The organism is Bacillota bacterium (assembly GCA_023511455.1).
GTDB lineage: Bacteria > Armatimonadota > HRBIN16 > HRBIN16 > HRBIN16 > HRBIN16.
The window spans coordinates 90814-116235 of sequence record JAIMBJ010000002.1 but is presented as its reverse complement, the minus strand read 5'-3'; the positions used below and the strand labels follow the sequence as shown (position 1 = coordinate 116235).

Below are 25422 nucleotides of genomic sequence, written 5' to 3'. Positions count from 1 at the left end.
CTGCACGATTGCTTAGGGCGGGCGACAAGCCCGCCCCTGTCATTGTTTTTGGCGTGCATCGGCAGGCGTGCGTAGCAAGTGGCATCACCATCGCAGACTGGTTCTCGGTCAGGTTCCCATTACCTTTACAAATACCTTCGCCAGTGAGTATAATGTGTCGGGTGTTCTGTGCAAGGCTTCAGCATTTTTGGTTTGAGGAGGTGATGGAATGCAGGGAATCATTATCGCCGGTGGGTTCGGAACGCGCTTCCGTCCGCTGACTTACACCCGTCCGAAACCTCTCATGCCCATCTTGAACCGCCCGCTGCTGGAGTATCAGGTTGCATTGTTGAAGACGCATGGCGTGGATGAGATTGTATTCGCCACCAACTACATGGCTGAGGCGATTGAAAAGCATTTTGGGGATGGCAGCCGCTTCGGCGTGAAGATGCGCTACGCGCAGGAGGACCAGCCTCTGGGCACGGCAGGCGCCATCCGCAATGCGGCAAAGAGCCTCTGGAGACAGGAAACGGTTGCTGTATTCAACGGCGACATTGTGACCGACTTCGACCTGAGCGCGATCATAGACCTTCACCGACAGCGTGGAGCGCGCGCCACCATTGCCCTGAAGGCTGTGCCCAGCCCCAACCCTTACGGCGTGCTGGACCTGGACAGCGAAGGCAGGGTTCTGGCGTGGCGAGAGCCAACAGAGGAGCAGAAGAAGGCGCTGGCAGCCAACCCGAATGTAGAGCAGACCGGCTGGGATTACATCAACGCGGGATTCTATGTGCTGGAGCCGGAGGTGATCGAGAGCATTCCCGAAGGCAGAATGGTGTCGATAGAGCGCGAAATCTATCCGCGCATGATTGCGCAGGGAGAAGGCTTGTATGGCGCGCCTGCCGAGGGCTACTGGGTCGATGTGGCCGGTCCCACACAGTACTGGAAGGTCACCAACGACCTGCTGCGTGGGCGGGTGCGCGTTCCCCTGCCCGGTGCGCCGCTGAGGGAGGGCTTGTGGTGCATGGAAGGCGCGCAGGTGTGTGCGACTCTCGATTCGGGAGCACTGGCACACATCGGGGAAGGTGCAGTGGTTGAGGACGGCGTACACCTGCGTGGTACGGTGGTCATTGGTGCAGGCTGTCATATCGAACGGGGGTGCGTGTTGGAGGATTGCGTGTTGCTGGAGAGAGTGCATCTCGGCGAGGGGACCGACCTGACGCGCGTGATTTGCGATTGCGATGTGTCTGTTGCCGCAGGTAGCCGCATCAGCGATGCGGTCATCGCAGCGGGTAGCCGTATCGAGCGCGAAAGTCGATTGGGGACGAGCTGGTGATTACTCTACTGAACCAAACCTGCGATGCCACTGGAGAGGAAAGTAGCGTGAGCAAGACGATCCATGTTCCGCTGGTAGACCTTCAAGCGCAGTATCGTGCCCTGTGTGAGGAGATAGATACTGCTGTTGCCCGGGTGCTGGAGAGCGGGCGGTTCATATTAGGTGAGAACGTGCAGTATCTGGAAGAGGAGATAGCCACGCTGTGCGGGGCACGCTTTGGTATCGGGGTGGCGTCCGGCACCGATGCACTGGAGCTGTCTCTGGCGGCGGTGGGTATTGGCCCGGGCGATGAGGTGATTACCACCCCTTTCACTTTTGGAGCCACTACCGAGGTGATCGTGCGTCTGGGAGCGAAGCCGGTGTATGTAGACATCGACCCCGACACCTATAATATCGATGTGAACGCGATAGAACGCGCCATCACGCCGCGCACCCGCGCATTATTGCCTGTGGACCTGTTCGGGCAGATGACCGACCGGCAGGCGCTATGGCGTATTGCACAGGAGCACGGACTGTACCTGATTAACGACTCGGCGCAGGCTATCGGTGCGCAGCAGAACGGCATGCCGGTCGCCGCAGTTGGTCACGCCACCGCTTTGAGTTTCTATCCGACCAAGAATCTGGGGGCATTTGGAGACGGCGGCATTGTGCTGTGCAGCGATGAGGAGATCGCCCGGCGGGTGAGACAACTTCGCGTGCATGGTGCGGAAGGTGGGGCGTATTTCTACCAGGTGCCCGGCTACTGCAGCCGTCTCGACGAAATACAGGCGGCAATACTGCGGGTGAAGCTGCCCCATCTGGAGGTCTGGAACGAACGCCGCCGCCAGAACGCCCGTCGGTACATGGAATTGCTGCAGGGCACTGAAGCCGTGTTGCCGGTTACCGCGCCGGGCAATCTGCACACCTATCACCAGTTCACTATTCGGCACCGGCAGCGAGATGCCTTGCAGGCGTACCTGAAGGAACATGGCATCGCTACCGCTGTGTACTACCCGTTGCCTTTGCACCTGCAGGAGGCATACCGGCATCTGGGGTATAAACGCGGTGACTTTCCCCATGCGGAACGCGCTGCGGAAGAGGTACTCTCCCTGCCAGTGCATCCCGAACTGAGTGTGGAACAGATCGATTACGTGGCTGCGATGGTGCGGCAATTCGAGGAGGAAAACCCGTCATGAAAGCAATGATTCTGGCGGCGGGCGTGGGTTCGCGTCTCGACCCGCTGACCCGCAACGTGCCCAAACCGATGGTGCCCATCGTGAACCGACCGGTGATGGAGCACATCGTGGAGCTGCTGAAGCGACACGGCTTCCATGAAATCATGGTGAATCTGCACTATCTCGGCGAGCAGATAGAGAACCACTTCAGGGACGGTTCTCAGTGGGGTGTGCGCATCCACTACTCCAAAGAAGACCGCCTGTGGGGGGATGCCGGTAGCGTCAAACGATGTGAACACTTCTTTGACGACACCTTCTTGGTTATCGGCGGGGACGACATCACGGATTTGGACCTTACTCGACTGTTGCGCTATCACAAGGAGAAGCACGCCATCGCCACCATCGCCCTCTCGCTGGTCGATGACCCCTCGGAGTACGGCATCGCCCTGCTGAACGAGCGGGGACGCATCACCCGGTTCCTGGAGAAACCGCGCGGCGAGGTCATCTTCTCCAACGCTGCCAACACCGGCGTGTATGTGTTCGAGCCGGAGATATTCGACCTGATCCCGCGTGGCGTCACCTACGGTTTCGGTGCTAACCTGCTGCCGCTGTTGCTGGAGCAGCGCCGACCGTTCTACGGGTTCCTCACCTCGTCGTACTGGAAGGACGTGGGCAACCTGCGCACCTACCAGCAGACACACGTGGACGCCATGCAGGGCAGGGTTGCGCTGCGCATACCCTACCCCGAAACGCGCAAATACGTGTGGATAGGCAGTAACGTGAAGATCGACCCCACCGCCGAAATCGGCTACCCCGTCATCATCGGCAACAACTGCGAAATCGGTCCGGGCGCGAAGGTGTTGGAATACACGGTGCTGGGCGACAATTGCGTGGTGGAGGACAACGCCACCGTACAGGAGAGCATCCTGTGGGAAGGCGCGGTGGTGATGCGCGACACCATGCTGGTGCGCTGTGTGGTGGGTAAGGGCTGTCGCGTGAAGTCTAATGCGGCGGTGTTCGACGGCGTCATCGTCGACCCCGTGCGCAAAAACAATTACGTTGGCACTTGATGGATGACAGGAGGAGTATTGCATGAACTACGATGTGAAGGACCTTGCCCTTGCGGACAAGGGGCAGTTGCGCATCGAGTGGGCAGAACAGGACATGCCTGTGCTGCGCCTCATCCGCGAGCGGTTTGCCCGAGAGAAGCCGCTGGAAGGCGTTCGGCTTGCGGCGTGCCTGCACGTGACCACCGAGACGGCGAACCTGGCAATAACGCTGAAAGCGGGGGGCGCGCAGGTCGCGTTGTGTGCGTCGAACCCACTGTCCACGCAGGACGATGTGGCAGGTGCCCTCGTCAAGCATCATGGCATTCCCGTTTTCGCCATTAAGGGCGAGGACCACGAGACCTACTACAAGCACATCCACGCGGTGCTGGACACGCAACCGCACATCACGATGGATGACGGAGCGGATTTGGTCTCCACCCTGCACTCGCAGCGACAGGAATTGTTGCCGAACGTGCGCGGCGGCACGGAAGAGACCACCACGGGCGTTATCCGCTTGCGTGCGATGGCGAAAGACGGCGTGCTGCGCTACCCCATCATCGCCGTCAACGACGCCGATACCAAGCACCTCTTCGATAACCGCTACGGCACCGGGCAAAGCACCATCGACGGCATCCTGCGGGCGACGAACATCCTGCTTGCCGGGCGCACAGTGGTGATAGCAGGTTACGGCTGGTGCGGACGCGGCGTGGCCATGCGCGCCAAAGGCATGGGGGCGCATGTCATCGTGACGGAGACCGACCCCCTGCGCGCGCTGGAAGCGGTGATGGACGGCTATCAGGTAATGCCGATGGCAGACGCTGCCCGCGTGGGAGATGTGTTCGTCACGCTGACCGGCGATATCCACGTCATTCGCGAAGAGCATTTCGCCGTGATGAAGTCGGGCGCGATTGTCGCCAATTCGGGTCACTTCAACGTGGAGATCGATATCGACGCGCTGGAGCGGATGAAGACGTCCAAACGGCGCATCCGCGAGTTCGTGGACGAGTACGTGCTGCCCGACGGGCGCAAGATATTCCTGCTGGGCGAAGGGCGGCTGATTAACCTCGCGGCGGCGGAGGGGCACCCTGCCAGCGTCATGGACATGAGCTTCGCCAATCAGGCGCTCAGCGCGGAGTATATCCATCAGCATGCCCACACGCTGGAGAAGCAGGTTTACCGCGTGCCGCTCGAGCTGGACAAGCAGATTGCCCGCCTGAAGCTGGACGCGATGGGCATTCGCATTGACACACTGACGCTGGAACAGCAAGAGTACCTGACTTCATGGGAGATGGGCACGTAGAGAAGATGTTCAAATCGGCTTTAAAGCAGGCGGCGGCAGCCATTCTGCAACGGCAGCGCGCGGACGGTGCCATCCTAATGGCGCCCGCTGACCAGCCTGTTAACTCACTCATCCCCTATTTCGCCAACCTGGCGGCCATTGGTCTGGCAGCCGCATACCCACGCACGCGCGATGCGTCGCACCGGGTGGCGGTGGCAAAGTGGCTGCGGTGGTACGCTGCACACCAGAACCCCAACGGTACGATAAGCGATTACCGCCTGCAGGATGGCAATCTGCAACCTACAGGCGATTGCGACTCCACCGACTCCTACGCCGCGACCTTTCTGGAGGCGTTGCACCGCTACGTGGAGGTCTCGCGCGACCGGCAGCTGCTGGATGCGCTCTATACGGCTGCCGTCAAAGCGACAGGGGCAATACGCCTGACCCTGCAGGACGATGGCTTGACGTGGGCAAAGCCCACCTATCGCGTGAAATACCTGATGGACAACGTAGAGGTGTATCGCGGGTGGCAGTCCGCCGCCGCGCTGGCACTGCTGATGAATCGCAAGGGTGAGGCGGACACTTTTCAGCGGTTGGCCGGGCGGGTTCTTCGCGCCATTGATACCATACTCTTCCACGAGGAGAAGGGCTACTACGCCTTCGCGATGAACGAAAACGGCACAATGGAGGCCCGCCTCGAACGCTGGTATCCCGACGTGATGGCGCAGCTGATGGCTGTTGCTTGGCTGCCGCCTGCACCTCGGCGCAAGGAGCTGTTCGGGCGTCTGCGCCAGCAGTTTCAGACGCAGTGGCAGGACGCACTGGAGGGGGGTGAAGTGAGCGTGCTGGTCTGGTGGGGTATGGCAGCACTGGGGGCGGGAGACCGTCCCTTCGCGGAGCGCATCGCGCGCAAGCTGGCGGAAGAGCAAGTGCTGAACCAGCCCCAGCCCGGTCCCGCGGAGTATGGACACATCCTGCGAATCTGCAGCAACTGGTCGTGAGCCACCCCGAATGGAGCAGGTGTCGCTTCTGAAAACCGGTGCGCAGGCTTTGGGGCTCACGCTGGACGACGGGCAGCTGCAGCAATTCGAGACATATGCCCATCGCCTTGACGAAGCCAATGCGCAAATGAACCTGACCTCCGTACCGCCGGATGAGGTGGTGGTGCGCCATTTTCTGGACTCGCTCACGCTGGTTGCCGCGTGGCAACCCATTGCGGGCGCATGGGTGCTGGACGTGGGCACGGGTGCGGGTTTTCCCGGCTTGCCGCTCAAGATAGCCTTTCCGCAAATCCGTCTGGCTCTGCTCGACTCGCGCCACGACCCCTTCCTGTTCCTGCGTCCGCTCTGCGCCGAGCTGGGCATCGACGGGGTAGAGTTCATCCATGCTCGCGCGGAGGAAGCAGCCCGCAAGCCGCAGTGGCGCGAACAGTTCGACATGGTCACGGCGCGGGCAGTGGCGCACCTGTGGGCGCTGGCGGAGTGGACGTTGCCTTTTGTGCGCACGGGCGGGGTGGCGATCTGGATGAAGCGACCCTCACAGCGCAGCGAAATCGACCAAGCGAGAGAGCATATCCTGCACCTGGGGGGAGGCGAACCGCAGGTCATCGAGGTCGGTGTGCCGCACTCGGACATCGTGAACCTGCTGGTGCGCGCGGAAAAGGCTACTCCCACGCCGGAGCGATATCCCCGCGCCACCGCGCGCGTGCTACGGGAAGCGAAACGGTTCAGACACGTTGTGGAAGATGGTGCGGGCAGATAGCATTGCCTCGCGGGTTCATGGCAGGAATCGCTACCGAAGGCGGGAATCAAGGTGCAGACACAACGCGGGAAAGGGAGCAGAGGCTATGTGGAAAATGATGATGCCGGTTTGTTTTCTGGGGGCGATGCTGGCTGTGGCGGGCGCACAGCCTAAAGCCGACTTCTACGTTGCCACGAACGGCAACGATAGCTGGTCGGGCAAGTTGCCTGCACCGAATCGGCAGCGTACCGACGGGCCCTTCGCCACGCTGAAGCGGGCACAGCAGGCGGTGCGAGAACTGCGCCGCACGCAGAGGCTTGACCGACCGGTCGTGGTGATGGTGCGCAAGGGAACCTACATCCTGAGCGAGCCGCTGGTGTTCACCGCAGAAGATTCGGGCACGGCGGAGTCGCCGACGGTGTACGCCGCCTATCCGCGCGAGAAGCCGGTCATCAGCGGGGGCGTTGTGCTGAAGGGCTGGGTGGTGACGCCCGACGGTCGCTGGCAACTGCAGCTGCCGGAGGTGCAGCGTGGCGAGTGGAACTTCATCCAGCTGTGGGTCAACGGGGAGCGTCGCTACCGTCCGCGCCTGCCCAAGAACGGTTATTACACGATTGCCGAGGAGCTGCCGCCGGTGGCAGGAAAGGGTTCCAATAGCTTCGTGTTTCAGAAGGGCGACATCCGCCCCGACTGGTACCGGTTGAACGATGTGGAGGTGCTGGCAACGCAGCTGTGGACGATGGCGCGGCTGCGCATCGCACAGGTGGACACTGAGAAAAACGTCGTGACCTTCACGGGTACGACTTCTCATGACCAGTGGTGGTCCATCCTGCACAAGGGGCATCGCTACTTGGTGGAAAACGTGCGGGAGGCGTTGAGCGAGCCGGGCGAATGGTATCTGGACCGGGGCAGAGGCGTGTTAACCTACCTGCCCAAGCCGGGCGAGACGGTTGAGAAGAGCCTGGTGGTCGCGCCGAAAACCGAGCAGCTGCTGGTGCTGAAGGGCAACGTGGACGCGCGCCAGTGGGTGCAGCATCTGGTCTTCCGCGGCTTGACCTTCGCCCATACCCAATGGGTGACCCCTGCGGAGGGCTACAGCTTTCCGCAGGCGGAAGCGATACTGAACGCCGCCATCCACGCGGAGGGAGCACGGGACTGTGCCTTCGAAGACTGTCGGGTGACCCACACGGGGGCGTGGGCTTTCGAGTTCGGACGGGGTTGCCAACGCAACCGGGTGGAGCGGTGCGAGATGACAGACCTCGGGGCAGGTGGCATCAAAATCGGCGAGATGGCCATCCGCCAGAACGAGGAAGAGGTCGCCAGCCACCACGTCATCCGCGACAATCTCATCGCACATGGCGGCAGGCTTCATCCCGCAGCGGTCGGGGTTTGGATTGGACAGTCACCCTACAATCGCATCGAGCATAACGAAATCGCCGACTTCTACTATACGGGCGTGTCTATTGGCTGGACGTGGGGGTATGGCGAGGCTCTGGCGCACCACAACACCGTCGCCTACAACCATATCCACCATCTCGGGCAGGGCGTGCTATCGGATATGGGTGGTATCTATACGCTGGGCTTCCACGAGGGCACGGTGTTGCACCACAACCTGATTCACGACGTCGAGAGCCTGTCCTACGGCGGCTGGGGCATCTACTTCGATGAAGGCACCACCCGTATCCTTGCGGAAAACAACGTGGTGTATCGCACCAAGACAGGCGGCTTCCACCAGCACTACGGCAAGGAGAACATGGTGCGCAATAATATCTTCGCCTTCGGGCGTGAGGGACAAATCCAGCGGTCGCGTCCGGAGGAGCATCTCTCCTTCACCTTCGAGCGCAATATCCTCTACTGGCGCGAGGGGCCGTTGCTGCATGGCAACTGGGGAGATAATCAGTACAAACTGGACTACAACCTCTACTGGCGCGAGGGCGGCGGCGAGGTGCAGTTCACCAACCTCACCCTGGAGCAATGGCGGGCAAAGGGGCAGGACGTGCATTCGTTGATTGCCGATCCGCTGTTTGCTGCCCCCGACAAGGGCGATTTTCGGCTGAAGCCTGGTTCACCCGCATCGCAAATCGGTTTTCAGCCGATAGACATCGCCAGGGCGGGCAGGCTGACGAACAAGCGGAAGGGAGGCGCGCCGCTCGCCCCCCCTGCGTTTCCGGTGGGCAGGTGAGCGGAGGCAGGTCGCCTGCCCCGGCGACTGGAAGGCGCGGACGTCACCGCGCAGGGGTTTGCAACTTGCATCATTGATTACAGTGCTGGGGGCGAGGCTCCGGCTGCGCCGTTCGGCATGTTTTTCGGCTCGCCCAGAGGTTCGCCCTCCACTTGCCCTCTGCACAGTCTGCAGGAGAAACACCACGCGTTTACGAACAGAGAACCGAATGCCGCTGGGAAGCCGTGAGGAAACCGTTTCACAATGGACAGCAGACTGCACCGCTTTCTGGAAAAACTGAATGACTATCGCGGCGTGATTGCGTTCGTGGTGGTTTTCGTGCTGGGCATCATCTTCAGCCCGCGTGCGCTGGACACCGGAATGCCGATATTCCTGTCGTGGCAAACGCAACTTGCTATCCTTTACGAATATTCCGAGTACGGCTTGCTGGCAACGGGCATGACGCTGGTCATACTGACAGGCGGAATTGACCTTTCGGTCGGCTCGGTGCTGGGGTTCAGTGCGGTGCTTTTTTCCCTGCTGACCATCGGCTACGGCTGGAGTGTGGCGCCTGCCATTGGGGTGGTAGTGGTCACCGGGCTGGCTTGCGGAGTTATTAACGGCACGCTGATTGCCCGTTTCAAGATGCAGCCGTTTGTGGCGACGCTGGCGATGATGACCGCCGCGCGTGGCGCTGCCAAGCTGGTGGCTGGAGGCATCAAGGTACAGCCTGGCGGACAACCCTGGTATGCCATGCAGGAAGGCACTCCGCCCTTTTTCCTGTGGATGACCTCGGCGCTGCCGGGCATCGGCATCCAGCCCTCCACGTTGATTTTTCTGGCGTGCATTCTGGTGATGGCGGCGCTGGTGCGCTACACTTCTTACGGCAGGTGGCTCTACGCCATTGGCGGGAACGAGGAGGCAGCGCGCCTCAGCGGTATCCGGGTGGGTGCGGTGAAGGTACTCACCTACGCGCTGTGCAGTATGTTCGCGGCGATGGCGGGCGTGCTCAACGCCTGTCGGCAGGATTTGGGCGACACCGAAGCGGGCATGACCTATGAGCTGGACGCCATCGCGGCGGTGGTCATCGGCGGAACCAGCCTGATGGGCGGACGCGGTGGGATGATGTTCACTCTCATCGGCGTGCTCATCATGGCGTATATCAATAAAATCCTCAGCCTGAACGCGGTGGAGCTCGCGCCGCGCATGGTGATTCAGGGCATTATCATCACCATTGCCGTACTCATTCAGCAAAAGAGAGGGAGGTCGTGATGAAACGCATTGCAGTCGCACTGGCTTTTGTCGCGCTGCTGGTGTGCGTGGGATGCGGGAAGAAGCAGGAGCAGACGGGGCAGGCGCCGGAAACAGCGGGCAAGAAGAAGTGGGTTATCGGCATGTCGCAGTGCAATCTGGGCGAGCCCTGGCGTGTGCAGATGAACAAGGACATCGAAGAGGCTGCCAAACAGCACGCTGACGAGATTGAGGTCATCTTCAAGGACGCCCAGAACAAGACGGAAGTGCAGCAGGCGCAGGTGCGCGAGTTCATCCAGATGGGTGTGGACCTGCTCATCATCAGCCCGAAGGAGGCGCGTCCGCTCACCAAGCCGGTGGCAGAGGCGTATCAAAAAGGCATTCCCGTCATCGTGCTGGACCGCAAGGTGGAAGGTGACCAGTATACCTGCTTCATCGGGGCAGACAACGTGAAAATCGGTCGCGAGGCGGGCAAGTATCTGGTGAAGCTGCTGGGCGGCAAGGGCAAGGTGGTGGAGCTGAAGGGATTGATGACCTCCACACCCGGACAGGAGCGGCACAAGGGCTTTATGGAAGGCATCGCCGGCTCGCAGATCGAGATTATCTTCGACGCCGACTGCCAGTGGCTGGAGCCGATTGCGCAGCGGGAGATGCAGTCTGCGCTGGCGCGCTTCCCGCAGATCGACGCTGTGTATGCCCACAACGACCCCAGTGCGCACGGGGCATACCTTGCCGCGCGACAGGAGGGTAAAGGGCGCGAGAAAACCATCAAGTTCATCGGTATCGACGCCCTGCCCCATGAGGGGGTGCGCTACGTGAGAGAGGGCATCCTGACAGCTACCTTCGAGTATCCGACCGGCGGCAAGGAGGCGATAGAGGTCGCACTGAAGATACTTAAGGGTGAGCAGGTTCCCAAGAACATCACGCTGGGCACGCGCATCTTCACCAAGGAGAACGTGGACAAAGGCGGCGAGCCCTTATGATGGGAAATCACCACAGAGAGCACGGAGAACGGTGTTACCCGCTGCACTCTGTGCCCTCTGTGGTAAAGGCTCTTGCGCGATTTCGCTAAGCACCCTGCCTCGCCGCGGTGCGGATGTCGATCAGTCGCTTCATCACGTGGTGCAGGTTGCCCTGCCACTCGCGCGTGCCGAAGGCGTCGTGCAGGTCTTTATACAGCGCGAACAGCTCGCGGTACACCGCGTGCGCCTGCGGGTTTGGCTCGTAGACCACATCTTTCAGCCCGCACATCGCCGCCTGCGCCTCTTCAAAGGAGGCATAACCGCCCGCCTCCTTACCAGCAACCACCGCGCCTGCAATCGCCGCGCCCAGCGCGCAGGTTTGCGATGAGCGTGCCAGCCGAATGGTGCGCCCGCTCACGTCCGCCAGTATCTGCAGCACCAGGGGGTTCTTCTCCGCGACGCCTCCGCAGGCGATGACGTCCCGAATCGCCACACCGTACTTCTCCAGCTGGTTCATAATCACCAGCGAGCCGAAGCAGGTGGCTTCGATGAGCGCACGGTAGACCTCTTCGGGCGTGGTGTGGAGTGTTTGCCCGACAAGCAGACCCACCAGCCGCTGGTCGCCCAGGATCGAGCGGTTGCCGTTGTTCCAGTCCAGCGCCAGCAAGCCCGACTGCCCTGGTTTCAGTTGCTGCGCTTTCACGGTCAGCGCTTCGTGCGAACCCAAATCGGGCCCTCCCGGTTCGATGTAGTTCACAAACCAGTTATAGATGTCGCCGAACGCGCTCTGCCCCAGCTCGATTCCGAAGTAGCCGGGCAGTATGGAACCGTCTACGATGCCGGTAGTGCCCGGAATATCCGCCAGAGGCTCGGTGTTGGGCACCACCATCATGTCACAGCAGGAGGTGCCGATAATCTTGACCAGCGTGCCCGGCTTGATACCTGCGCCAACGCCGCCCAGATGAGCATCGAATGCCCCGACTGCCACCGGAATACCCGCCGGCAAGCCCAGCTTCTGCGCCCACTCCTCCGTAAGGCGACCGGCAGGATGGTCGGAGGTGTAGGCGACATCGTACAGGCGGTCGCGCAGTTCTGCCAGCTTCGGGTGCAGTGCCGCGAGGAACTCCTTGTCGGGCAAGCCGCCCCATTGCGGGTTATACAGCGCCTTGTGCCCAGCAGCACATACGCCCCGCAGGATCCGCGAGGGATGGTCGTTGCCGGTCAGCACGGCGGGTATCCAGTCGGCGCACTCCACCCAGGTGTAAGCGGCGTCGAACACATCGGGGTCGGTTTGGAGGCAGTGCCACACCTTCGCCCAGAACCACTCGGAGGAGTAGGAGTTGCCGCACTTAGCCAGATACTGCGGGCGCATCTTCGCGGCGGTTTCGGTAATGGTGACCGCCTCCTGAGTGGAGGTATGGTCTTTCCACAGCCATGCCATGGCGTTCAGGTTGTCCTTGAACCGCTCATGGAAGGCGAGCGGCACGCCGTTTTCGTCTACGGGCAGAGGCGTGCTGCCGGTGGTGTCCACGCCGATACCGATGATGCGCTCCGGAGAGAAGTCGGGGTCATTGCGGCGGGCGTCTTCCAGCGCGGCACGCACCGACACCTCTGCGCCCTGCAGGTAGTCTGCCGGGTGCTGGCGGGCGAGGTTGGGGTCGGAGCTGTCCAGCAGGATGCCCGAATCGCCGTGTGGATAATCGAAGACGTGCGTGCCCGCCTCATATCCATCGTGTACCCGCACCACGAGGGTGCGTACCGAGTTGGTACCGTAGTCCAGCCCAATCACGTATTTGGGTTGCATCGCGTGCCCCTCCCGACGGTCTTCGCTTGTCAGAAGGAGCTTCGACAGGTGTGGCAGGGGTTCCTTTTGGTGGGGGGAGCGACGCTCTACCATCTGACGAGCGCGCTGCTGTTGCCTAGCTGCAGGGTAAAACTTACGGTGCTATCAGAGGGGATGTTGGGTGAGCTGGTCTCGGCGGTCAGGAAGACGTCGGCGGTCACCGTGTTGTCGCTTCCTGCTGTGAGAATGGCTATCAACGCGGAGCCGTCGAATCGGTCGAGGTCGCTCCTGAGCGATAACGCTTCCCTTGCCAGGTAGCTGCCGTCTGGTTGGCGGTCCAGAGTGAGCAAACCCGTGTAACGGAGTTCCACGGGTGGCGAAGCCCGGGAGGTACCCTCTGACGCTCGTACTACGATGCGCAGGTCTACGTTGCGCAGGATGAAGGTGGCAGGAGGAACGCTGGAAGAGTTGATAGAGAGTAGCAATCTTGCCTGCTGAGTAATCTCCATCCTGCTCATGCCCTCATAAGGGTTGCCCGGGGACTCTATATCGTCGAGGGTAAACTGCAGGATGCCCTGCCGCTGCACGGAGAAGCGCGCGGTGAGACCATCAAGTATCACCTGTGCGTTTGCGTTGAGGCTCCTGCCTTGCAGTCCGAGTGGGTTCGACATCGTTTTGCTGGTGCTGAGCAAACCTCCACCACAGCCTGCCAGTATAAGAAAGATACCCGCTACCGCGCAGAACCCGATACAGACCTGCCATCGGCTCATGAGTGCCTGCCTCCCCCCTTACGATTGCCTGTTTTCATTATCGGCAGACTATCCGGTGAATCACAGTCTTTCCACCTTGCCAAACATTGTGTAGCCGGGAAACGTGTGGTAATATAATCGCGGGGACAATTGCCCATGCAACGCACGAGGCTGGCGATATTCGCTCTGTTCTGGATAGCATGGGTGGTGGTGTTGCCGTTTGCGCACCACCACTTTGTGCGCGCGCCTCGTCAGGAAACCAGCGTCCAGTGCGGTGGGCAGTTGTGCAACGTCTCGTGTGTCGCGTGCCAGTGGGAGTCCATCAGTACGACGCAACTTGCAGCGTCTCCGCAGGCGCCGTTGCCACAGGCGGATGCCGAACAGCCTTTGCAAGTTGCCTCGCTCCCCTACCACTTGTTCGCGGTATGTTACTCCCCCCGTGCACCTCCTTTGATGTAGACGCCGTTCGCACGATTCAGGCGCGTCGTCGTTGCGCGGCGGCGCAATGACTGGTGATTCCCTTACGCTCAAAGGAGGTGTACAACTCATGCGTGTTTTCGCTATCGTACTGACACTGCTGGTTGTGGTGGCGGGCACGACGTTTGCGGCGCCAGACCCCGCCCTGCAGGAGGAGGCCGACGCGCTCAAAGCGCAAATCCGGCAACTGACCGAACGCTTACAAGAACTGGAACGGCGTTTGCAGGAACAGGAGCAACAGCCGGCTCCCGCCGTGCCGGCAACCAACCTGCCGCAAATCAGTGTCGTGGCAAACGGCGGCGCACTGTTTCAGGACCGCAAGCGCGACGACAGCCGTAACCGCTTCGAAAACGACGAACTGGAAGTCGCCTTCCAGAGCTGGGTGTATCCCAGCATCCGTTTCGATGCCATCCTCGCCTTCGACAAAGAGGAGGATTTCGCGGGTTCGGTAGAGGAGGCATACGCCACGGTGGTGCAGCTGGGCAACACGCCCTTCGGCGCGAAGCTGGGGCGGATGCGCCTGCCCTTTGGGCGGGTGAACCCCATCCATCCGCATCAGCTGCTGCACCGAGACCTTCCGCTGTCCGTGCTGAACTTGGTGGGTGAACACGGTGCCATCTCGAACGGAGCGGTGTTGAACTACCTGCTCCCCTCACAGCGTCTGTACGTTCAGCTGCAGGTCGGGCTGTTCACGCTGAACGATCACGCCGCGCTGGGCGTGCCCCATCACCATGCAAATCATGATGCGGAGCATGAGAACGGCGAGGAAGACGAAGACGGTGAGGAACATGAGCACGATGCCGAACCGCTCGGCGCCGATGGACAGTTGCTCCGCATGGCGAGACTGACCCTCGCACCGGTCATCAACCGCGACAACGAGCTGGAGTTCGGACTGTCGGGTTTGACCACCCGCGCGCGGAACGGCGACAACCTGCGGCTGCTGGGAGTGGACTTCCAGTATCGTCGCTTCTATGGAGCGGCTCAGCGGTTGCTCTTAGCGGGTGAGTGGTTCCAGCACCGGCGCGAACACGGGGGCACCGGCGTTAACCGGCAGGGCTACTACCTGCTCGCCTCTTACAAGCCTGACCGCTACTGGGAGTACGGTCTGCGCTACGACTGGTCGCAGCGTGCCTACCTGAACGCCGAGCACGACGTACCGGGTTCAGATCGTGCGCTCAGCGCGATTTTGACCTACCGATTGAACGAGCAGTCTTATATCCGTCTGCAGTGGCGCAACCTGAAACCCGCGGATGACAGCGTGCGTAACGAGCTGTTGTTGCAGCTCATGTTCGGTTTCGGGCCACACTCTCATCCGCTGGAAAGCACGCAGTAGGGGGTGGCACTCATGAAGCGGTGGTGGATAGCTTTGCTGACACTGGCCTCTCTGCCCGCGGCAGCGCAGGTGCGGGTGGTGACGACTTTCACCGACCTGGCGGACATCGTGAAGCAGATAGGTGGTTCGCATGTAAAGGTGAGCGCGCTGGCTCGTCCGCAGGATGACTACCATCTGGTGACCCCTCGCCCGAGCATGGCGCTGGATCTGTCGCGCGCCAGGCTGTTTGTACGGGTGGGTATGGATTTGGACCGGTGGGCGGACGACCTGCTGGTCGCCGCGCGAAATGCCTCTATCCTGCGAGGGGCAAGCGGCTACGTGGATTGCTCGGTAGGGGTGAAGAAGCTGGAGGTACCCACCGGGCGGGTGGACCCGTCCATGGGAGATATCCACATCTACGGCAACCCGCATTATCTGTTCGACCCCGCTAACGCTAAAGTCGCGGCGCGGAATATCCTGGAGGGCTTGAAACGGGTAGACCCGGCAAACGCACAGGAGTATCAGCGTCGGTATGAGGCGTTCGTCCTGCGCGTGGATGAGCACCTGAAACGCTGGCAGCAGGTTCTGGCACCCTACAAAGGCACGCCTGTGGTGGTCTACCACAAGAGTCTGCCTTACTTCCTGCAACGTTTCGGGCTACAGGAGCTGGCAACGGTAGAACCCAAGCCCGGCATTCCACCCTCCCCCGGCTACCTGCGCGAGGTGATTGCCCGGATGAAGAACGCAGGGTGCAAAGTGATTTTGATAGAGCACTTCCGTCCGCGTCGCTTCCCGGACGCCATCGCCCGCGAGACGGGGGCAAAGGTGGTGGTGCTGCCTGCAGCGGTGGGCGCGGAAGGCACCACAGACTATTTCAGCATGATCGACGCAATGGTGAGCCGCATCGCCGCCGCGCTGGCGGAGGCAAGGTAACCATACAGGAAGCACTGGCGTGCCTGGCTGCCGGGGAGAAACCCTGTATGTAGCAGCGCACGTCAGTGCACTTGTTATCATTCGCTGAGGACAGGAAGAGGCACAGGATGCTTCACCAATTTGCAGAATGACAAAAATTGTCATTCTTTTCGGAGCAAAGAATCTCGGAGATGCTTTACTCCGTCGGCACGACAGAAGGGACGTGAATGGGATGAGCGCGAGACATGAACCGCTGGTTCGGTTTCAAAAGGTGCAGCTGGGCTATGGGCGGCAGGTGGTGCTGGAGAACGTACAGCTGGATATCTTTCGGGGGGATTTCTTCGGTTTGGTGGGGCCCAACGGCTCCGGCAAGACCACCCTGTTGCGCTGTCTGCTGGGCATCCTGAAGCCCCTGGTCGGAGAGGTGACGCGCTCAGCGGGTTTGCGCATCGGGTATGTGCCACAACGGGAGATGCTGGACCCGCTGTTCCCTCTGACCGCGCTGGACATCGTACTGATGGGGCGGTATCCGCGTGCGGGTGTCTTCCGCTCACCTCGACGCGCTGACCGCGACTTTGCCATGCAGTGCCTGCAACAGGTGGGTTTGGCGGACGCCGCCCATAAGCTCTATCGCGAGTTATCGGGTGGACAGCGACAGCGGGTGCTGATTGCCCGTGCGCTGGCGGTGGAACCCAACCTGCTGGTTCTGGACGAGCCGACCAACGGGCTCGACCTGCCGACCGAAGCGGCGATTCTGGGGCTTATCGAGCGGTTACACGCGGAAAGCGGTTTGACCATTGTGCTGGTGAGCCATGTGCTGAACGTGGTGGCGCGTTACGCCACGCGCATGGGTGTGTTGCTGGATGGTCGGCTGCTGGCAGGCGATGCGGAGGGGCTCATGCAGGAACAGGTGCTGGAGGAGGCGTACGGCGTGCCTGTGTGTGTGCAGCGGCTGGACCACCATTACATCGTAGCGGTGCGCGAGATGGAGGAGGCGTGTGGCGATGAGTGATTGGCTGGAAACGTGGCAGTCGCCGATGGTGCAGGACGCCCTTCGCGTGGGTATCGTCTTGGCGATAGTTGCCAGCTATCTCGGTATATACGTCGTGCTGAAGCGGATTGTGTTTGTTGGTGCTGCGCTGGCGCAGGTGAGCGCGGCGGGAGTGGCTCTGGCATTTCTGGTGGGCTGGAACCCTTTGCTCAGCGCCACGCTGTTTGCACTGGCAGGTTCGCTGTTTTTCGCGCAGTCGTGGAGTGAGCGGCGCATCTCGCGGGAGGCTGTGATCGGTGCAGTGTTTTTGACCTTCTCGGCGTTGACGGTGTTGCTGGCGTCAAAGGGTGCTCACGGGATGGAGGAGGTACAGCACCTGCTGGCTGGCGACATCCTTGCCGTTGCTCCCGAAGAGGTGTGGCGAATCTGGATTCTGGGCGTGCTGGTGCTGGTGGCGTTTCTGCTGCTGCGTAAAGAGTTTTTGCTGGTGGCTTTCGATGCGGAGACGGCGCAGGCGCTGGGGTATCGCACCCGCTGGTGGGAGTTTGCCTTCTACCTGATGTTGGGTGGTCTCATCGGCGCAGTCATCCATCTGGTGGGCCTGGTGTTGATATTCGGCTATCTGGTGTTACCTGCGATGGGTGCCCTCATGCTATGCCGTCACGTGGCCTCGGCAGCAGTGGTTGCTATCGTCAACGCGCTACTGGCAACGGTAGCAGGGCTGCTTATCTCGGTGGTGTTTGACCTGCCCACCACCGCCACCATACTGGCGCTGATGAGTGCGATTGCGGCACTGGAAGGGCTGGCGAGTGCGGCGTTCAGCCATTCGGCGCGGTAAACATGTGCCCGGTAGCCAGAAGTGTGGTATAAATAAGGGGAACAAACCCGTCGGATAGGGCATGGAGTAAGCGGTGGGGCATTTCTGGTTAATCGTCGTTGGATTAGCACTGTTGCTTTTAGGCGGAGAGTGGCTGGTGCGCGGGGCGTCGCGCCTGGCAGTGGCGCTCGGTGTACCGAGACTGATTATCGGTTTGACGCTGGTGGCTTTTGGCACGAGTGCGCCGGAACTGGCAGTGTCAGTGCTTGCCAGTTACCGCGGACAGGCGAACATCTCGGTCGGGAACGTCGTCGGCAGTAACATTGTGAATGTGCTGCTCATCTTGGGGCTTTCCGCGCTGGCTGCTCCGCTTTCGGTGAGTAGCCGTCTTATCCGCACGGAAGTGCCCATCATGATTGCGGTGGCTCTGCTGTTCTATCTGCTGGGGCAAGATGGTGCGTTGACGCGCGGAGATGGCTTGTTGCTGGCGGCTCTGCTCGGTGTGTATCTCTTGTGGATGGCCCGTGTGGCCCGCAAAGATGCTCCCGACTTTATTCCATCGGACGGCTCCGACACGGTGCGCGGCGCATGGTTCTACGTGAAATGCGCCGGGTTAGTGATTGGGGGACTGGTGGGGCTGGCTGTTGGCTCGGACTGGTTGATTCGGGGGGCGGTTGCTCTGGCGCGCGCGCTGGGGGCAAGCGACCTGGTGATTGGGTTGACGCTGGTCGCGGTTGGCACCTCGTTGCCGGAGATGGCTACCTCGATTATTGCCAGTGTTCGGGGCGAGCGGGAAATCAGCGTGGGCAACGTCGTCGGCAGCAATATCTTCAATATCCTTTCGGTGCTGGGTATCAGTGCCCTGGTTGCGCCCGCGGGATTAGTCGTGGCTTCTGCGGTTATCCGCTTTGACGCGCTGGTGATGATTGCGGTCTCGCTGGCGTGTTTTCCGGTCTTCTTCAGCGACTTTCAGATTAAACGATGGGAGGGCGGTCTGTTCGTATCGTATTATGTGTTCTATGTGGTGTATCTGATACTGCACGCCAGCAATCACCACATCCTGGACGAGTACGCCTTTGCCATGCGCTGGTTTGTGCTGCCTTTTGCGGTGCTGACGCTGGTCACCGTGCTGATACTGGCGTGGCATAAGCAGGTCTGGTTGACCAGACAAGCGGCGCAGAAAGGGAGGTGACCCCCATGCAGCGTTTCGGGTTGTGGCTCGACGGCAGGTGGCACGAGACCGAACGATGGATCGAGGTGCGCTCGCCATACGACGGCGCGCTGGTGGGGCTGGTCTCCGCAGGCGATGCGGAGCATGTGATGGAGGCGATTGCGGCGGCACAGCGGGCGATGCAACACCCCCTGCCAGCGTATCAGCGTGCCGAGATACTGGCGCGGGCGGCACATCTGGTCGAGCAGCGGCGTGAGGATTTCGCGCGCACTATCGCGCTCGAGGCTGGGAAGCCCATCCGAACGGCGCGGATAGAAGTGGCGCGGGCGGTCGCCACGCTGACCTTTGCCTCCATCGAAGCGCGTACGCTGACGGGCGAGGTCGTGCCGATGTCGGGGGCGGCGGCGGGGGCGGGCAAATTCGCCTTCACAGTGCGCGAGCCGATTGGCGTGGTGGGCGCGATTACGCCGTTCAACTTCCCGCTGAACCTGGTGTGCCACAAGGTCGCGCCTGCTATCGCAGCGGGGTGCGCGGTGGTGCTGAAACCGGCAAGCGCGACGCCGATGACCGCACTTAAGCTGGCGGAGGTGTTTCTGGAGGCCGACCTGCCGCGCGGCTGGCTGAACGTGATTCCCGGCTCTGGCGGCGAGGTGGGTAACGCGCTGGTGGAGCATCCGGATGTGCCGCTCATCTCCTTCACGGGCAGCGCGGAGGTGGGATGGGGCATCCAGGCGCAGGTGCCGCACAAGAAGGTGCTGCTGGAACTGGGTAACTCTTCGCCGCTCATTGTGTTTGCCGACGCCGATTTGGAGGCGGCGGCGCAGGCGGTCGCCACACACGGTTTCTCTCACGCCGGACAGAGCTGCATCTCCGTGCAGCGCGTGCTGGTGCAGGAGCCGGTTGCCGATGCCTTTGAAGCAAAGGTTGTGGAGAAAGTGAGCCAGCTGGTGACGGGTGACCCGCTGGACGAGAAGACGCACGTCGGTCCGCTGATTACCCCTGCCGACCGCGACCGCGTGAAGGCGTGGGTGGACGAGGCGATATCGTCGGGAGCGCGACTGTTAGCGGGCGGCGAAGTGGAAGGCACGATTCTCAAGCCCACTGTGCTGGCGGATGTAACGCCGCAGATGAAGGTGTTCTGCCAAGAGGTGTTCGGACCGGTGGTGGGCATCACGCGCTTCCGCACGCTGGACGAGGCGGTCGAGCTGGCAAACGCCACCGAGTATGGTCTGCAGGCAGGGGTGTTCACAGCGTCTATCCATACCGCGTTTGAGATAGTGCGCCGGCTTCGATTTGGCGGTGTATTAATCAACGAGGCGCCCACATACCGCACCGACCAGATGCCCTACGGCGGCGTAAAAGCCAGCGGCAACACCCGCGAAGGACCACACTACGCCATCCGCGAGATGACGGTAGAGAAGCTGGTGGTTCTGAACGGCGTGAGTCTGTAGTTGCTATCTCCCCCTTATACTCGGTGTTACCTCTATGGCCTGCACAAAAGCCTCCAGCTGTCTGGTATTCTCGCCCTCTGTCACCTGCGTGCCGGTGAAGCGGATGCGGATAATGCCCTGAACAGGCGTTACGTTTCTGAACACTAAATCCGTCGCGCGGTTCGTTCCGCCCGCTGCCTTCACCACATCGAAGTCGGTAGCGACCTGTTCGCCGTTGATGGTGATGTGGAAGCGGTTGCCTTCCGTTCCGCTTCTGGCGGCGAACTTCAGGCGGACGTCATATCGTCTGGTCGGGTTGACTGTCACGTCGACCCAGAAGTCCTTGCCATGCACGCCGTAGCGGTACAGTTCGGGGTCTTGCGTGCCCGCAATCGGTTCCTGAACCGGGGATGTCCACCACGACTCGGCGACCGAATCCTTGCAGGAGCCGCACCGGATGACGAACTCGGTGCCCGGTCGCCAGCGGTTGCCGCGCGAGTCGCGGTAGTCCTCGCGAGCAGTGTGTCCGAAAAGCATTCGCTGCGGCTGTGTGGGCCCTGTGCCTGACGGGAAGTAGTGTTTACCCTCTGCCGCTGAGAACTGCACCTCAGAGACGGAGACGCGCGTTCCCTTCGAATAGGGGTTGCCTGCGCCACGAGCGACTATCCTCAGCGTATGCCTGCCGGGCGAAAGCCCGTTCCTGTAGTAAAGCACCTGTCTCTCGCGCGCGGTGGGGTTCCAGCAGTCGATATGCACCAGCTGCTTCTGCCCGTCCAGATACACGTCCGCCTGCCCGCCAAACGCATCGAAGTTGCCGATGACGCGCACCTGATTGCCCTCAAAAGTGGCGGTGAACGCCGCGCCCGCACTCTGTGTCACGCGCGTGCCGTCTGGCAGGGTCTGCCAGCCTCCTTCGTAGCGCAACTGGCTTGCCTCGATCACCTGCTGCGGGTCGTCGCCAGTAACCACGATGCGTGTTGCGCCGTCATGCCGAATATGCACGATGGCGTCGCCGTTTGGCAGGCGTTTGACGGTGTAGCCGTTACCGCGCAGGTCTCTGCGCAGGCGCAGGGGTTTCCCGTCCGCAGTGACCGAAGCGGGCAAGAACGCCAGCCGCAGCACATCCACTGTGTTTTTCGGGGCGTCAAAAGTGGAGTATTCGATTTTCCCCTTACCATAGACCACCGAGTTGACCACTGAAGTCGATCGTGCGATGTGGTTTTCACGGTTTGCGCCCAGCTCTTCGGGCAGCCAAGAGATTGCCCAGAGTATATGGCGCAGGGGCAGGGGGTGTGCGATATTGAGCCAGTCCCCGTTGACGATGACGCCGCCGTCGATGTTGTCTTCGCTGAGGCCTGTCTCGTGCCCGTCGTAGGTCTGCAGCACCATCATACGGTATGCCAGTTCGCGGCACCAAGCATCGTCCGCTTCCACGCTGTAACGTGCCAGCACGGGAGCGAGGCACAGGGGGGCATACCAGAGCGAGCGTCCACAGCAGTTACAGGCTTCGGGGAACGCCCACGCGCCGCTGTAGACATCGCCGTTGGATTCCGGATTGACGCTCGAGCGGTTCAGGAAGAGGGTCAGGATGTTGCGCACGTCGGTGCGCCAGTTGGGGAACTCCTCTTTGTGTGCCAGCAGGTAGTGCGCGGCATCGGGGGTGGTCAGGCAGTTTTGCACCGGGTTTTCCCAGTCCCAGAAATATCTGCCCCAGGTGTCGATCACATGCCACGCCGGGAGCAGCTTCTCGCGCAGGTATCGCCTGCCCGCATCCCGCGCCCGCACGATCTCGCCGTTTTTCCCCGTGTAGCCGAGCCGAATCAGCTCGTCGAGAAACGCCAGTATCATCGTCACGCCGCCGGTCATCTTGTTGTTTTTCCATGGGGCGGATTCGGGGTTGGCATAGCGTCCCCACGGGTCTTCGCCCGGCGTCAGGTTGCATTTTTGCGCAAACACATCGCCCCAGTGTTTGGCTATCTCCCACCAGCGGGTGTTGCCAGTGACCTGATACGCCCGCAGCAGCGCATAGCCCACGGAACCGCACAGGTCGAGCTGTATCATGCCGTTGGGGTCTGCGTTGCCGTACGCCTTGCCCTTCACAGGCACGCTGATAAAGAAGCGCGGCCAGTCGTGGTCGGAAGGCGTCAGGCAGTGGTCGATGACGTAATCTGCCATGTAGTGAAGGTGCGCTATGGCGGAGGCGTCTCCCGTGTAGCGGTAGTAGTCGCTGAAGCCAATCAGCACGCTGGTGGCTCGCTGACCGATGTCGCCGTTCATCCAGTCGCCCGGGTTGCGGGGCGTGATGTTGCCCTGCGCGTCGATCGCCCACAGACTGGTGAAGACGTAGTGCGGGTAAGCGGCGATAGCGTTGCTGGTATCGGTCCACGGGAATCGTTTGAGGGTTTCCGCAGCGATACGCACGCGCCAGTCGCACTGTCCGTTTAACCCGTTGTACCATGGGGCGATGACCCCATACTGGTCGTGGACGGCATGGTGTGCGTAGTAGCGGGGCGGGTTCTGGGCGGACGCTTCGGTTGCCAGCACCGCGAGGGAGACAATACCCAGTAGCATGACCGGATGCAAGGAGGGCTCAAGCATTATGGAACACCCCTTTCTTCTCTGGAAGGCTCATCGTCGCCTAGTTGTTCGCCAACCCATTGCAGAACCCTTTCCGCGAGAGACACGGCTCTTCGGTAGTCTTCCTCGTCCACAGGCGGAGCCAAGCCCGGATAGTGTGCTGCTACAGCATATTGCGTTAGCATGACTGAGTTAGCGACCTCCTCTGGAACGGGAATACCAGAGTCCTCAAGTAGAGTTAGTAGCAAACCGATGTCGTGGACCTAGGGAAAGCGAATCCCATAAGCAATCAGCAGGGCTTTGATCGCCTTTTCTGCTGCCTGCTGAGCATTGAAACACAAATCTTCGAGATACACATCGGGGCTATGGACGCGTGCCTGAGCGAGGTTACTCCTCGCACGATTCAACCATTCTCGGGGGTCAGTCGGGGGCAACCTCTCCCGCACGGTAGACCTCCTTGCCTTCTTCCAATGCAGGGGCAATGACCAAAAAGGGGAAACGTGCGTATTGCTCGATTTCTTCCGGTGTTGCGAGCAGGACGTCCACAGCGACGTGAACGCCTCTAAGTCGGCGGTATATCTCCCCCAGCAAATGATTACGGTTAAACGCGCCTCCTTTGATGACCAGCAAGTCTAAATCGCTATCTGCTTCCAACACCCCTCGCGCCGCAGAACCAAACAGAATAATCCGGTCGGGTTGTGCCGTTTGCACAATCCTGCGAATCACCTCTTCAAGGTCTGCTTGCGATATACGTCGCCGCTCGCCTTTCATCTCTACTTCTCCACCTTTTGCAAGCTGGCTATCGACCCGTAAAGACTGTCCCCACAGGCTACGTTTCGCCGCGCCCCAACCCTCTTCTACCTCCGTCGTCATTATAGCACCGCAGGACTTCGGGCTTCAACGCCGCGCCTTGTTTGCTATCGCGGGTCAAACTGCGGGATGCGCAGCTGCTTTCCTCCCTGCAGCGCGCTCTGATGGGCGATAATGCCCGGCACGGTCAGCGCAAGTGCGTTGTAAATGTCTATCTCCGGGCGACGGTGATTCACCAGCGCGTCCACGAACTCGTGCGTCAGGAAGGTGTGCGAGCCGTCGTGCCCGCTGGGATGTCGCAGCGGCTCGGGCAGCATGTCTGTTTTCCACCACTGGGGCTGCTCGTACTGCTCCATCATGGGTCGGGTACGCACGAAGCCCGCGTCGTCTGTCTCCTTCTGCTCGCTGGCACGGCGGATGATGTAACCGGTGCCGTTTGGATGGGGGTCGTAGTAGCTCATCACATCTCCGAACCACTGTCCTCGCTCGCAGCCGCCGACTGCCGCCTTCCAGTACACGCCGATACGGAAGGCGTTGCCCCGATTGGTGGTGAAAAACGCCGTGCCGTTCCAGAAGGGGTTCTTGTAGACGTTATCTTTCAGGATGGGCGAGTCGTCCCCCCAGCCCACGCAGGAGACCTGCGTCATTCGCTCACCCGTGACACCTACCAGATAGCCGGTGCAGTGGGTGGGATAGTGCATCGGGGGGAAGCCGTAGCGCCAGGTACGGTTGCCCTTGTCGTCCCAGAAAAGAACCTCCAGCCCCGGGTGGTGGTACTCCGCTTCGGTGTAGAAGAGACTGCCGAACTTGCCCTCGCGGAACCACTTGCGGGCAGAGATAACCGACTGGTGATACCAGCTGGTTTCCGCCAGCATGTAGGTTAGCCCTGTCCGCTTTACACTGTCCAGCAGTTCCTGTGCTTCGGCAACGCTCATACAGGCAGGTACGGCGCACATCACGTGCTTGCCCGCCTTCAGGCACGCGACCGCATGGCGCACGTGGTCGGGTGCCGGGGTGAAGACCGCCACCGCTTCCACGTTCTTGTCCTGAATCAGTTTTTCCAGCGACTCGTACGACTTGGCACAGCCGTACACCTGCATCAGTCGCTCCCGCCGCTCAGGGATGAGGTCGCTGACGGCTTCCACAATGCAGTTTGGGTGTTCATGGAAATAGAACGACGCTCCGAAGTTGCCGCCAACGACGCCGATGCGCACCTTTCTGGTTCCTTCCTGATGAACGCCCGCCATCAGCGGTGCGGCGGCTAATCCCGCCGCCAGGGTTCCGCTCCAGCGCAGAAACTCGCGTCGGGAGAGGTCGTGATGGGTTTTGTCGTTTTTCATGGTGTCATCTCCTTGACGATAGTTCCCCGCGTAACCGTCTGTGGGAAGGACAGGGACTCGTGTTGGGGAACAGTTCTCTGCTGGCGTGGGGTGTCCTGCAGAAAGTGAACGCTTGCGGGGCAGTACAACCATACGACGATGCAGG

The 25422-nt window shown here is 61.1% G+C and carries 21 protein-coding genes and 1 pseudogene; 16 read left to right on the top strand and 6 right to left on the bottom strand.

All coding sequences use genetic code 11. The features are described from left to right. Positions 1-208: 208 nt before the first annotated feature. The 9 genes from K6U75_01790 to K6U75_01750 all read left to right on the top strand — a co-directional run bounded on the left by K6U75_01790 (position 209) and on the right by K6U75_01750 (position 10929). Positions 209-1312, top strand: a complete 1104-nt coding sequence (locus K6U75_01790; protein MCL6473775.1) for an NDP-sugar synthase — start codon at positions 209-211, stop codon at positions 1310-1312. 59 nt (positions 1313-1371) lie between these two features. Next, complete coding sequence (locus tag K6U75_01785) at positions 1372-2487, top strand: DegT/DnrJ/EryC1/StrS family aminotransferase (GenBank protein ID MCL6473774.1); 1116 nt, start codon at positions 1372-1374, stop codon at positions 2485-2487. After that, on the top strand, positions 2484-3536 hold the full coding sequence (locus K6U75_01780; GenBank protein ID MCL6473773.1) for an NDP-sugar synthase: 1053 nt from the start codon (positions 2484-2486) through the stop codon (positions 3534-3536). The genes K6U75_01785 and K6U75_01780 overlap by 4 nt, the downstream gene beginning before the upstream one ends. A 22-nt stretch (positions 3537-3558) precedes the next feature. Further along, complete coding sequence (ahcY, locus tag K6U75_01775) at positions 3559-4815, top strand: adenosylhomocysteinase (protein MCL6473772.1); 1257 nt, start codon at positions 3559-3561, stop codon at positions 4813-4815. Further along, a complete protein-coding gene (locus tag K6U75_01770; protein MCL6473771.1) occupies positions 4797-5795 on the top strand; it encodes a hypothetical protein in 999 nt (332 codons plus the stop codon). The genes ahcY and K6U75_01770 overlap by 19 nt, the downstream gene beginning before the upstream one ends. 10 nt (positions 5796-5805) lie before the next feature. Continuing rightward, complete coding sequence (gene rsmG, locus K6U75_01765; protein ID MCL6473770.1) at positions 5806-6555, top strand: 16S rRNA (guanine(527)-N(7))-methyltransferase RsmG; 750 nt, start codon at positions 5806-5808, stop codon at positions 6553-6555. A 94-nt stretch (positions 6556-6649) separates the two neighbouring features. Next, the gene (locus K6U75_01760; GenBank protein ID MCL6473769.1) at positions 6650-8716 is read left to right on the top strand and encodes a right-handed parallel beta-helix repeat-containing protein; all 2067 of its coding nucleotides are present in this window, start codon (positions 6650-6652) and stop codon (positions 8714-8716) included. A 243-nt stretch (positions 8717-8959) separates the two neighbouring features. After that, complete coding sequence (locus K6U75_01755; protein MCL6473768.1) at positions 8960-9967, top strand: ABC transporter permease; 1008 nt, start codon at positions 8960-8962, stop codon at positions 9965-9967. Further along, positions 9967-10929, top strand: a complete 963-nt coding sequence (locus tag K6U75_01750; protein MCL6473767.1) for a substrate-binding domain-containing protein — start codon at positions 9967-9969, stop codon at positions 10927-10929. Before K6U75_01755 ends, K6U75_01750 begins: the two co-directional genes overlap by 1 nt. 85 nt (positions 10930-11014) lie before the next feature. Here the strand turns inward: K6U75_01750 and K6U75_01745 are convergent, their stop codons facing one another. Continuing rightward, positions 11015-12712, bottom strand: coding sequence for a ribulokinase (locus K6U75_01745; GenBank protein ID MCL6473766.1), 1698 nt, complete (start codon positions 12710-12712; stop codon positions 11015-11017). A gap of 86 nt (positions 12713-12798) precedes the next feature. Next, a complete protein-coding gene (locus K6U75_01740; GenBank protein ID MCL6473765.1) occupies positions 12799-13461 on the bottom strand; it encodes a hypothetical protein in 663 nt (220 codons plus the stop codon). Positions 13462-13596: 135 nt separating this feature from the next. Between K6U75_01740 and K6U75_01735 the strand changes: the two genes are divergently transcribed. From K6U75_01735 to K6U75_01705, 7 genes are all read left to right on the top strand, one after another. Next, entirely contained in the window at positions 13597-13899 is a 303-nt protein-coding gene (locus K6U75_01735) for a hypothetical protein (GenBank protein MCL6473764.1), read from the top strand. An 88-nt stretch (positions 13900-13987) separates the two neighbouring features. Next, on the top strand, positions 13988-15250 hold the full coding sequence (locus K6U75_01730; GenBank protein MCL6473763.1) for a hypothetical protein: 1263 nt from the start codon (positions 13988-13990) through the stop codon (positions 15248-15250). A gap of 12 nt (positions 15251-15262) precedes the next feature. Further along, a complete protein-coding gene (locus K6U75_01725; GenBank protein MCL6473762.1) occupies positions 15263-16162 on the top strand; it encodes a metal ABC transporter substrate-binding protein in 900 nt (299 codons plus the stop codon). A gap of 211 nt (positions 16163-16373) precedes the next feature. Continuing rightward, positions 16374-17153, top strand: a complete 780-nt coding sequence (locus K6U75_01720; GenBank protein MCL6473761.1) for a metal ABC transporter ATP-binding protein — start codon at positions 16374-16376, stop codon at positions 17151-17153. Continuing rightward, complete coding sequence (locus K6U75_01715) at positions 17146-17970, top strand: metal ABC transporter permease (GenBank protein ID MCL6473760.1); 825 nt, start codon at positions 17146-17148, stop codon at positions 17968-17970. Before K6U75_01720 ends, K6U75_01715 begins: the two co-directional genes overlap by 8 nt. 73 nt (positions 17971-18043) lie before the next feature. Continuing rightward, positions 18044-19141: a calcium/sodium antiporter gene (locus K6U75_01710; protein MCL6473759.1), complete on the top strand. Its 1098-nt coding sequence runs from the start codon at positions 18044-18046 to the stop codon at positions 19139-19141. Positions 19142-19146: 5 nt separating this feature from the next. After that, entirely contained in the window at positions 19147-20571 is a 1425-nt protein-coding gene (locus K6U75_01705) for an aldehyde dehydrogenase family protein (GenBank protein MCL6473758.1), read from the top strand. 3 nt (positions 20572-20574) lie between these two features. Here K6U75_01705 and K6U75_01700 read toward each other — a convergent pair whose 3' ends face one another. From K6U75_01700 to K6U75_01685, 4 genes and pseudogenes are all read right to left on the bottom strand, one after another. Then, positions 20575-23148, bottom strand: coding sequence for a hypothetical protein (locus tag K6U75_01700; protein MCL6473757.1), 2574 nt, complete (start codon positions 23146-23148; stop codon positions 20575-20577). Then, positions 23148-23573: pseudogene (locus K6U75_01695) on the bottom strand (HEPN domain-containing protein). The gene K6U75_01700 and the pseudogene K6U75_01695 overlap by 1 nt, the downstream one beginning before the upstream one ends. Beyond that, positions 23548-23898, bottom strand: a complete 351-nt coding sequence (locus K6U75_01690; GenBank protein MCL6473756.1) for a nucleotidyltransferase domain-containing protein — start codon at positions 23896-23898, stop codon at positions 23548-23550. Before K6U75_01690 ends, K6U75_01695 begins: the two are co-directional and overlap by 26 nt. 146 nt (positions 23899-24044) lie before the next feature. Next, the gene (locus K6U75_01685) at positions 24045-25277 is read right to left on the bottom strand and encodes a Gfo/Idh/MocA family oxidoreductase (protein MCL6473755.1); all 1233 of its coding nucleotides are present in this window, start codon (positions 25275-25277) and stop codon (positions 24045-24047) included. Positions 25278-25422: the final 145 nt, after the last annotated feature.